Here is a 10,816-nt window from a genome sequence, read left to right on the forward strand (position 1 = left end):
CGGCTGCTAGGTTTCGTGAGTCGTGACAATGTCGTGGGAGGCGGCCCATTCGCCCACGTCCCTGCGTTCGATGGCCGCGGCCATCAGTTCAGGGAACAGGTCCGGCGTGCAGGCGAAGGCCGGGACGCCGATGCCGGCAAGGGCGGCGGCGTGGTTGACGTCGAACGTCGGATGTCCGCTGTCGCTTAACGCCAGCAGGGCAATCATGGTTGCCCCGGCTCCGACGATCGAGGCGGCCCGGCGCAGCATCTCCTCAGCTATTCCACCTTCATAGAGGTCGCTGATGAGCACCAGGATTGTCTCCGTTGGCTGCGTGATCTGATCCTGACAGTAGGCCAGTGCCCGGTTGATGTCCGTGCCGCCGCCCAGTTGCACGCCGAAGAGCACGTCCACGGGGTCCTCCAGCTCGTCCGACAGGTCCACAACTTCGGTGTCGAAGACCACCAGCCGTGTCCGCACCGACCGCAGCGAGCTGAGCACCGCGCCGAACACGCTGGAGTACACCACCGACTCGGCCATGGACCCGGACTGGTCGATGCACAGGATGATCTCACGCTGGACCTGGGTGCTTCGCCGGGCATATCCCACCAGCCGTTCAGGCACAATGGTCCGGTATTCGGGCTGATAGTGCTTCAGGTTCGCGGCGATGGTGCGGTTCCAATCGATGTCCTGGTGCCGCGGCCGCCTGGTCCGTGCTGCCCGGTTCAATGCCCCGGAAACTGCCTGGACTGTCTTGGCGCGCAAACGGTCCTCGAGTTGATCCGTCACTTGGCGGACCACTGCCCTGGCTGTCTCCCGCGAACGCTCCGGGATCACGCGGCCCAGCCCAACGAGCGTGCTGACGAGGCCGATATCCGGCTGCACGGTGCGCAGCATCTCCGGTTCCAGGAGCAGTTGGCGCAGGGCCAGCCTGTCCATGGCGTCGGCCTGCATCACCTGGACCACGCTGGAGGGGAAATAGCCACGAATGTCACCGAGCCACCTGGCCACCCGGGGACTGGAGGCGCCCAGGCCTCCCGCCCCCTTGCCTGCTGCCCCGTACAAGTCTTCCAGCGCCTTGTCCCGGAGGTGGTCCTCAGCTGAGAGGACCACACTCTCGCCGTCGGATGTTCTGACGCCGTCCGCTTCGTGACCGCCGAGCAGCAGACGCCAGCGGCTGAGCCTGTCCCGGCCTTCAGCGTTGGTTTCGGTCACTGCACTGCCTCCCATCCCAGGTACCTGGCCATCGTGCGGATCGCCTCGTCCGCGCCCGTGAAGTGCAGCGCTAATGCATCCGAAGTCCGGGTGAGCGCACTTCCGCGGCTCACCTGTTCACCCATTTCCCGCCGCTCTGGAGGGCTGAACAACGAAAACGTCCTGCGCAGCAACGGCAAAACGTCGTCAAAGACGCCGTCTGGCACACCGGCCACCCACTCGTCGACGATCTGCAGGAGGCGCGGATCGTGAATCAGCAGGACAGCATCGCCTGACAGAACGCCGTCGAGCCAGGCTGCGGCCTGCGGGGCCGGCGTGGCGATGGACAGCCGGCGGCTGAGCCGCGCCGCGACGTCGTCCCTGTCCACCAGGCCGGCGTCCAGCAGCAGCCTGGTGGCCCGCCCTGCGACCGCTCCGTGAATGGCGTCCGAACCTGAAACGGCACCCAGGGCCCCGTGCCAGTCATCCAGGGGCAGGTCCGGCAGCAGGGACAAACCATGCTGGGCCGAGTCAATGGCCCGCCGCATCGCTGCTGCCGCCTCATCGTCCAGCCCGGAGCAGGCTGTCGGCAGGCCAACACAGGCCCGAACTGCGGTCGCATCGAGAATCTTCCGCACTTCCGTGACGTCCACACCGCGCACGTTGCCGTACCGGCAGGTCCGGGCAAGCGGAGCAATGGTTTCCAGGAGCGGCGGAACGTCATGCTGCAGGGCCGTGCGCTCCGCCAGCACCGACACCACGCCACTGATTCCCTCCGGCAGGTCCGCAAGCAGGCAGCGCGTCAGGAGATCACTAAGGTCCGTCAGGCTGGTGGCGAGCTGGGCCCGTTCGGACACGTATGCCGCTGCCGCCGATTCGACGGTGGTGCCATAACGGCTGGCTTCCACCACTGCGATGGCAAGCTCCGGCTCCCAACGCAGTATCCACGCCTCTTTGAACGTGCCCGTGGTACGGCCGGTCTCGCTGGGGATGCCCCAGTCCACGCCGAGCAGCGCCAGCCTGTGCAGCAGCACCGAGCGGGCCAGCTGGTTCGGCTTGCGCAGGTCAATTGTCAGGACCTCTTCCATCGCGCTGGGTTTCAGCCGCAGCCTGCGCTGGGCGGCAGCGAGGTCAGCGGCCAGCGGAACGGTGGGCGCGGACGCCGGCACGTTCCCCAGTTCACGTCCGATGGTCAGTTCCCGGTGCACCAGTGCCAGGGGCAGCGGCGAGCCGTCGCAGAGCACTGCCTGGGCGGCGTCATCCAGTTCGGATAGTCCCGGGCTGGGCCGTCCCCGGACTGCGGCCAGGGCACGCGCCATCCGGCTTGCCTCCACCACCGACGCCGTGGACGCGTCAAGGTTCTCGCGTCGCAAGGTACGGGCAACCCGCACCAGCCAGGTGGTTGCTACATCCAGGGAGGGATCCTGGGCGGCGCGGTGGGTGAAGAGATGCTGGTACCAGCCCGGAGCGGTCACGCCCGCCCCATATCCGCTGCGGAGACTGAGCCGATCGGAGGTCCAGGGCACCCAGGCGGCCGTGACCTTGATCTTGGGCAGGCCGGCCAGCAGCCTGTTGTCGGCCGAGACAGGAGGAAAAGCAGCGGTGACCAGCGCCGGCGCGTGATAGGCGCCGCACACTACGGCGATCCGTCCGTGCCCTTCGCGGATCGCCGCCCGCAGGAGACGCCGCATGGATGCCTCCCGGAGGTTGTTCTCCACCACGTCCGGGTGGTCAGCGGGCCTGGTGTCGATGGCGCGAATTTCGGCGATGGCATCGATGACGGCGGCAAACTGGTCCAGCGGGCCCTCATTCCGGTGCTCGATGGCGTCCTCCCACCAGCGTTCGGCGTCGCTGTACCCGGCAGCCTCAGCCAGCATCGCAACCGCATCCGGCCGGTAGGGCTGCTGCAGGTCCGGGGCTGGTTCGGCGGGGTCAACGGGGGTGGCCGGGTCAGCCTCTGCTGAATCCGAGTCCGAGTCAGCATCGGAACCAGCATCGCGTGGCGGGGCGGCCAGGTGCAGCGCGAAGCTGTGGGCCGCGGGCAGGTCGATGGCCCGGACCCCCGTTCCTGTTGACAGCGCCCAGCGGATGGCCACCCACTCAGGGGAGAAGCCTGCCAGCGGGTAGAACGACGCCAGCCGCGGCTGCTCGGCTGCGTAGATCAGCCCCGCCACCGGAGGGGTCATCCCGGGATCCGAAAGCAGCGGCAGGATCTGGTCCAGTTCCGGCGGGCCCTCCACCAGCACCAGGTCCGGCCGGAGGGCTGCCAGGGCTTCCGCGACCGAATGCGCCGAACCGGGTCCGTGGTGCCTGATGCCCAGGACGTGGACGTCTGTCACTGAGCAGCCTCAGTTGGACGAATCAAGATCGCGGCAGGCCCGGTACAGGTCCTTCCACTCCGGGCGGTTGCGGACGATGGTCTCCAGGTACTCCTGCCAAATCACCCGGTCCTGCACGGGATCCTTTACCACCGCGCCCACCAGGCTGGCCGCCACGTCGGGGGCCCGGACCGTTCCGTCTCCAAAATGGGCTGCCAGGGACAGCCCGTTGGTCATCACGGAAATGGCTTCCGCCGTCGAAAGGGTTGCCGACGGCGACTTGATGGTGGTGCGTTGATCCTGGGTGACGCCGGCGCGCAGTTCGCGCATCACAGTGACCACGCGGCGGATTTCAGACAGCGCCGCAAGATCAGCCGGCAGTTCCAGGGCCGCGCCCAGGCTGCGAACCCGGGTGCTGACAATCTCCACCTCCTGCTCGAGGCTGTCCGGGAGGGGCAGCACCACGGTGTTGAAACGGCGGCGCAGGGCGGAGGAGAGGTCATTGACGCCTTTGTCGCGGTTGTTGGCCGTGGCGATGACGTTGAATCCCTTGCGTGCCTGGACTTCCTGGTTCAGCTCAGGGATGGGCAGGACTTTTTCACTCAGGATGGTGATGAGGGAATCCTGCACATCCGAGGGGATGCGGGTGAGCTCCTCCACCCGGACCAGGCTGCCGCTTTCCATCGCGCGCATCACCGGCCCGGCAACCATGGCCGCCCTGGACGGGCCCTCGGCCAGCAGCCGGGCATAATTCCAGCCGTACCGCAGTGCTTCCTCGGGTGTGCCGGCCGTGCCCTGCACTACCAGCGTGGATGTGCCCGAGATGGCGGCGGCCAGGTGCTCGCTGAGCCAGGTTTTCGCGGTGCCGGGAACGCCGAGCAGCAACAGCGCACGGTCAGTGGCCAGGGATGCCACGGCGATTTCCACCAGCCGCGCCGAGCCAAGGTACTTCGCGCTGATCTCAGTCCCGTTGGGCAAGGTGCCGCCAAGGACATAGGTGGCCACTGCCCAGGGTGAAAGGCGCCAGCTGGGCGGGCGGGGCCGGTCATCCAAAGCTGCCAGCTCCCTGAGTTCCGCCGCATAAGCGTCTTCGGCATGGGCGCGCAGAACATCAGTGGTGGACTGGGCATCGGTCATCGGAAGGCCTCCGTCAGCGATTTTCGGAATGATTGGTACTGTACGACATCACGCAGAACGCGGCGCCGGGCGGCGTCGTCGTCTGAACGCTCGAGCAGGCGGCGGCACTCGTCGGCGGCTTCCAGCGGAAGCCCGGTGGGCAGGATGTCGGCCAGCATTGCTGCCAGCTGCCCGCCGTTCTTGGCGGTTATCAGCTTGAGTACTTCGTCGGCCAGGCGCGGGCCCCACGGCCTTGGCTGGTCCCTCAGCAACGGGGCCAGCGTCAACGGATTCCGGCCTCCGCTGCGGAGATGCCGGACGAGTGCGGACTCGCGCTCGACGGCGGGCAGGCAGCTCAGCAGCCGCGGGTCCTGGCGGAGCTCTGCCAGCGCGCGCACCCAGTCAAGGTCGGCGCGCAGCACAGCGGCGTCGAGAATGGCCGCAACGATCCGGGGTTCGCTCTCAAGCAGCGCCAGCGTTGCCGCCGGGCCACGTCCAGAAACCGTTGTCCACACGTCGAGCGGGGCACCCCGGATGATCGTTTCCAGCCGGCCGAGCCTGTGGGGTTCGCCGCTGCGGGGATCCCCGGCGATGCCGTCGCGCACGGACTCTTCGTCCGGTTCCGGTGGCAGCTCGATCTCGAACTGTTTGCGCAGCACCCCTTTGATGCGAAGCAGCGGGAGCAGCCGTGCGGCCATGCGGCCGGCCCGGGCGCTGCCGGGGAGCCGGTCCAGCAGGTTGGCGGCAACCTCCCGCACGCTCTTTGCCTTGTCATCCAGGGCCCGTTCCAGCAGCTCGTCGTCGTCGGATTGAACGTTGACGGCGAAGGTGCCCAGGTGGGCGGCCCGTTCCCGCGCGCCCAGGGTGCCCCATTGGCTGGCCAGCAGGCCCCGGGCGGCCGCGGGGTCGCTGCGCCGGAGCCGTTCCAGTTCCACCGTGGCGTCGGCGCTCCCCAGCCCCGCCCAATCGGTGCCGGCGGTGGAAGGCCTGCCGGAAACCCCGGGCCGGGCGAGGTCCTGCAGCCAGCTGCCACGGGCCCCGATGGCCGGATGAAGATGCTCCGCCACGCCGGGCCGGGTGTCAGCCAGCGTGAGCAGGGCCGGAAGCAAGCGGTGGGGCACCCGGCCTTGGGCCGCGTCCGCGAGCTGCAGCCAATCAATCACCAGCTGCCTCCGGAGCTCCTGACTGACCGGAGGCTGATTGAGCAGCAGGTCCAGCAACCGGGCGGATTCGCCGGACGCTTCCGGAACATCGTCCGGCGGGGCCGGAGCCGGCAGCTGATCGGTGTCCCCGGTGCCCGGGCGGCGGGCAGCACGGGTGGCGACGTCGGCCATGGCGGCCTGGTCGAGCAAGAGCTCCTCCCGGGACAGGCCGGCCGGTGGCCGAACCCCCAATTCCGCAGGCGGCAAGGGCGCCGCATGGCGTCCGGTGCCAAGAAGCGCCGACGTCCGGAGATCCGCCAGCCAGGTCACGGGGTCACCACCCGTTGCCCGACGACGACGGACAGGGGCCGCACCCGGCCCTCCTCCAGCTCACCAAACAGGTCCACAGGATGCCCGCCGGTCTGGGCCAGGAGCGAGTCCAGCGGCGCGTCCACCAGGGGGAGTGCATCGCCGGAGCTGTCGTGGAGCCAGCCGTGACCACCAGGGGAGACGCGGACCTTGCCGAACAGCACCGGGTGACGCCCACGCCATGGCGAGACGGCAACAGCGGCCGATTCCGATTCCAGTGCCCGGGCAATGCTGCACCCGTCACCGAGGCTGCGGGCCAGCCCGCGGGCGTTGACAGGGTTTGTGAACATGGCCCGCTGCGGCGCGGTGCCGGGATACCGTGCGACGCTGGTGTCCAGCTCCGCACCGGCCAATTGGGGCGCGGAGAGTGCCTGCCCCTGGGCGGCAAAATCGAGCACGACCACCACCGTACCGTCAGGTCCGCGAAGCCAGGTGCGTTGTTGCTGCAGCCGTCCGTCGTCGGTCCGGTAAGCCCCCAGCACCAGCCAAGGACCCGGCAATTCCTCCGTACCCTGGACATCGGCGGAGGCCACCGCCCATCCGACGGCCGCCCGGAGATCGGCAAACTCGGTGGCTGACAGCTCCTCCCGCATGTTCCAGGCTTTGGTCAGCGCCCACCAGCGGCCTGCGTGCAGGAGAAGATGATCGGCCCAATCCCCGCGGGCGTGCACGTCTGACCCCATCGCCCGGACTTGCTCGGCCAGGCCCGGAAGCTGGGCGTCCACCAACCGCGCGGCTACAGCGTCCCACCAGGCATACGGCTGGTCGCGGGCGGCAGCCAGGCCAGTCCGCACGAGGTCCGTCAGCCACCGGGCGAAGTCGGATACCCCCGAATCCATCAGGGCCAACCGGTCCGCGCGCCGCTTGGCCTGCGCAACCGGATCTGCCTGCTGGCCGGTCTGGCGCCGTTCCAGCGCTGCCGCCCGTTCCTCCCGCTGGCCCGCCCATTCCCGGGCAAAGTCGGCGGTCTCCGCGCCGGCGTCGGCCGCCTGGCCACGGGACCACAGGAGGAGAAGGGCCAGCGCATGCTTGCAGGGGAACTTCCGGCTGGGGCACGAGCACCGGTACGCCGGGGCGGCCAGGTCAACGCTGACCTGGTACGGGGTCTTGCCGCTGCCCTGGCATTTACCCCATACCAGGACGTCATTGCTGCCGGTCTCGGACCACGGGCCGGGACGAGCCAGCTTGCGGGCGGCCGCCATCGAAGAATCATCGGGGGCGGCGCTGATCACCTTCTCCTCGCTCCAACGCACCATGATGCTCATTGTGCCCGATGGTTCAGGGACCGCGGGCGAGATGGGGCAGCGTGGCTTTGGGGAAGCAACTTCACCGGGTTGTGAACACCCGGCAGTCCATGGCTCCGGCAATCCATTACCGGGGCTTGTCCGGGAGGCGGAGTCCGCTGAGGAACCAGTGAGCACCTGCAACCGTCAGCAGGAAGCCGACAGCGCCAATGACAACGAGCTCTGTAATAATTCCCACGATGACCAGCACCAAGCCGGCTATGACGGCCAGGACACCGTAGACGGTGCGGGCGGCGGCCCTGCCGTGGGGCGTTCCTGACTGCAGTTCCCGGTCCAAATCCGGATCCGTTGCGGCCAGTTCCTGTTCGAGCTTTTCGAGACGCCTGCGCTCTTCATCGGATAACCCCATGAGAACCTTCCCACCCTCCCGGAGGTGCCACGGCAGGACCCACTGACTCTGACTGCATGGCAGTTCCCGCTTGCGGCAAGGCTACCTCCGACTGGCTCATTGGCCAGGCCCAGAAAGGGTCCGCGATGGACGTCATGGCCCTTACCCGTCTGCTGCGGTGCGCCTACGTGCAATGAGCACGGGACAGTGCGCGTGGGCGATGCAGGCTGAGGTGACCGACCCGAGTAACAGCCCCGCAAAGCCGCCATGGCCCCTGGGCCCGAGGACGAGAAGATCGGCATATTTGCTCTCCTCGATAAGTATCGTGCGTGCGAATCCTTCCATAAGTCGGGTCCGTACATTTTCTGGACGCTGGGGGCCGAAGGCCTTGACTACGGCGTCCTCCAGTAATTCCTCTGCATGTTCCTTGAACCCTCCGATACCGACGGCCACATACGAGGCATACGTGTTCGGGTACTCCCAGCAGGCCAAGGCCTCTATCTCTGAATTAAGCGGGACCGCCAGCCGCTGTGCCTGCCGCAGCGCTTCGACGGAAGCATCCGACCCGTCGACTCCCACAACAATCTTCATTAAGCTCTCCATGTTGATCACCCCGGGTCTTTCGTACTGATCGAGTCATTACATGGAGTCTAGGCCGACACCGTTGGTGGCACAGCAGAACGCCCGGCGCCCTTTTCCAGGGCGCCGGGCGTTCTGCTGACACCGTTCGTGCACCTGCCGGTTATTGCCCACGGGCAGGCGGGTGTCACGGTTCAGCCGTTCCTGACCGCTTCCTGCCGTCGTTGCCCAAGGCGTTCGAGCAGATGGTGCTCAGCGTCTTCGCCGGGAGCAATTCCGGCCGGAATGCGCAGGAAGAGGACCAATCCGAGCACCCACCACAAGCCAAAGAGAATCCACGGCGGCGGTGTGAGGGATGCCGGCATGCCTGGCAGGTAGAGGCTGAGAAGTCCAATACACAGGACCACTGCCAGAACGCCAATAATGATGCCTCCGTTGCCCTTGCCGCCGATGCGGAGGGGCCTGTCCATGTGAGGTTCGCGGCGGCGCAGGATCACGAACACCAATGCAACAAGGATGTAGGCGATCACGATGCTCGGTGCGCCGGAGTCCACGAGCCAGCCCAGCATCGAAACGCCGAAGAACGGTGCAAGAAAGGACAGTGCGCCAATGAACAGCAGGGCGTTGACTGGAGTCCGGTACTTGGGGTGCAGCTTGGCAAACCATACAGGCAGCATGCCGGAGCGGGCCATTGAATACATCAGGCGTGAGGCGCCGAGAAGCAGTGAGTTCCATGAGGTCAGAATGCCTGCAATGCCGCCGGCGATCAGGATCTTGGCCATTACGTCGCTGCCGAACAGTGCACCCATGGCATCAGCCGTTGCTATATCCGCTTGAGCGATGTCTCCCGGAGGCATTGCGGAGGAGGTAGTCAGCACAGTCATGGTGTACCAAACCGTGGCAAGCAGGACCGCAATGACGACGAGCCTTCCTATCTGCCGCGCCGGGATGTTTACCTCCTCGGCAGACTGGGGGATAACGTCGAAGCCAACGAACAGAAACGGAACTACCACGAGGACGGCGAAGAAACCGTTCATGCCGCCCGTGAAGAAAGGCTGCATGTTCGCTGCTGAGCCTCCCGTGAAGGAGCCGAAGACAAGCATCAAGCCAATAACCAGCAGGAAAACGACCACGAAAGTCTGGGCGACGCCGGCAAGCTTGACTCCGAGGATGTTTATCCCCGTGATAATGACTGCGGCAACAGCCCCCACCAAGGCCCATGTGAGGTGTACCTGGTAGCCGGCAACTTCCCACAGGGGGACCTGGCTCAGGTCAGGAAAGAGGTACTGGGCAGTGCGCGGCAGCGCCACAGCCTCAAAGGCAACAATTGTGATGTAGCCTCCGGTGATGGCCCAGGACCCAATGAAAGACCAACGGGGACCCATGCCGCGGAGCAAGAAGTTGTGCTCGCCGCCGGCCTTAGGCATCGCAGCGGTCAACTCAGCGTAGGTTAATCCCACTACGCCCATGATCAGGCCACCGGTAATCATGGCGAGGACCGCCCCCATGGTGCCCGCCGAAGATATCCAGCCACCGGTGAGGACTACCCAGCCAAAACCGATCATTGCGCCGAAGCCAAGGGCTAACGCGTCCCAGTTTCCCAAGACCTTAAGAAGTGAAGTGTCCTGCGTTTGCACAGCTTGAGAGACTTTCATGCATCCTCGCTCTTTCTTGCTGGTGATTTGGAATGTCCCGGACCGAACGCCGTCAGGCACATCACGTCCTGACAGTAAAAGGCCCAGCCCTGTCAAAAAGGGATCATGGACGGGCCCTGACCACGCTCTTAGGCGGTTGAGTATCGTTTCGGAAAGCGAGAACCAGATCCATATGCGAAGTGTGCCACGACCTGCTCAAACTTTGAGCTAAAACCGCGACGCCACACGGTGCAGATGGCCAAAACGCTGGTCACCAGGTTTAGCAGGGCTACGACGGCAGACAATCCGCTCGCAGGCAGCGGCGAGGACGGCGCTGCCTGGGCGGTCACTCTTCAGTTACAAAGCCTCTCCGGTGGGTCGGGTGTCGTTCACTTCGCCGCGCCATGCACCGGTCTCGGCGCCCCGGGATTCGATGAACTCCTTGAACCTGCGCATGTCCGCCTTGACTCGCATGTCGTCGAGGTTAAGGGCAGCCCCGGCCTTCTCGGTGAAAGTCTCCGGTCCCCATTCGAAGTGAACAGAAATCCTTGTGTTCCCGGCATCCAGCGGCGTGAAGTGGACCCGGCCGGCGTGGGACTTCCCGTCGACGCTGCGCCAGGCGATGCGTTCGTCCGGCGTCTGGTCCACAATTTCGGTATCGAATTCCCGCTCCACGCCGCCGATCTTCGTGACCCAGTGATTGGTGGTGTCGGTCAGCTGTGTCACGGATTCAACACCGGACATGAATTGCGGAAATGATTCAAACTGCGTCCACTGGTTGTAGGCCGTTGATACCGGCACTGCTACATCGATGGTCTCTTTGACGGATTCCATGGTGCTTCCTCCATTTAAC

Annotated in this window: 9 protein-coding genes; all 9 read right to left on the reverse strand. The window is 66.0% G+C overall.

Translation table 11 applies throughout. The features are described 5' to 3' along the window. Positions 1–6 precede the first annotated feature (6 nt). Positions 7–1,194, reverse strand: coding sequence for a VWA domain-containing protein (locus M1E17_RS12055; RefSeq protein WP_457962287.1), 1,188 nt, complete (start codon positions 1,192–1,194; stop codon positions 7–9). Next, positions 1,191–3,512: a DUF5682 family protein gene (locus tag M1E17_RS12060; RefSeq protein ID WP_457962288.1), complete on the reverse strand. Its 2,322-nt coding sequence runs from the start codon at positions 3,510–3,512 to the stop codon at positions 1,191–1,193. Before M1E17_RS12060 ends, M1E17_RS12055 begins: the two co-directional genes overlap by 4 nt. 9 nt (positions 3,513–3,521) lie before the next feature. Then, positions 3,522–4,628 carry an ATP-binding protein gene (locus tag M1E17_RS12065; protein ID WP_457962289.1) on the reverse strand — a complete coding sequence of 369 codons (1,107 nt, stop codon included), beginning with the start codon at positions 4,626–4,628 and terminating at the stop codon, positions 3,522–3,524. Further along, on the reverse strand, positions 4,625–6,079 hold the full coding sequence (locus M1E17_RS12070) for a DUF5691 domain-containing protein (protein ID WP_457962290.1): 1,455 nt from the start codon (positions 6,077–6,079) through the stop codon (positions 4,625–4,627). Before M1E17_RS12070 ends, M1E17_RS12065 begins: the two co-directional genes overlap by 4 nt. After that, positions 6,076–7,374: an SWIM zinc finger family protein gene (locus M1E17_RS12075; protein ID WP_457962291.1), complete on the reverse strand. Its 1,299-nt coding sequence runs from the start codon at positions 7,372–7,374 to the stop codon at positions 6,076–6,078. Before M1E17_RS12075 ends, M1E17_RS12070 begins: the two co-directional genes overlap by 4 nt. A gap of 115 nt (positions 7,375–7,489) precedes the next feature. Beyond that, the gene (locus M1E17_RS12080; protein WP_457962292.1) at positions 7,490–7,771 is read right to left on the reverse strand and encodes a DUF3040 domain-containing protein; all 282 of its coding nucleotides are present in this window, start codon (positions 7,769–7,771) and stop codon (positions 7,490–7,492) included. A 141-nt stretch (positions 7,772–7,912) separates the two neighbouring features. Beyond that, entirely contained in the window at positions 7,913–8,353 is a 441-nt protein-coding gene (locus tag M1E17_RS12085) for a universal stress protein (protein ID WP_457967729.1), read from the reverse strand. 170 nt (positions 8,354–8,523) lie between these two features. Further along, on the reverse strand, positions 8,524–9,984 hold the full coding sequence (locus M1E17_RS12090) for an APC family permease (protein ID WP_457962293.1): 1,461 nt from the start codon (positions 9,982–9,984) through the stop codon (positions 8,524–8,526). A gap of 336 nt (positions 9,985–10,320) precedes the next feature. Then, the gene (locus M1E17_RS12095) at positions 10,321–10,797 is read right to left on the reverse strand and encodes an SRPBCC family protein (RefSeq protein WP_457962294.1); all 477 of its coding nucleotides are present in this window, start codon (positions 10,795–10,797) and stop codon (positions 10,321–10,323) included. Positions 10,798–10,816: the final 19 nt, after the last annotated feature.

The organism is Arthrobacter sp. D1-29 (assembly GCF_054130585.1).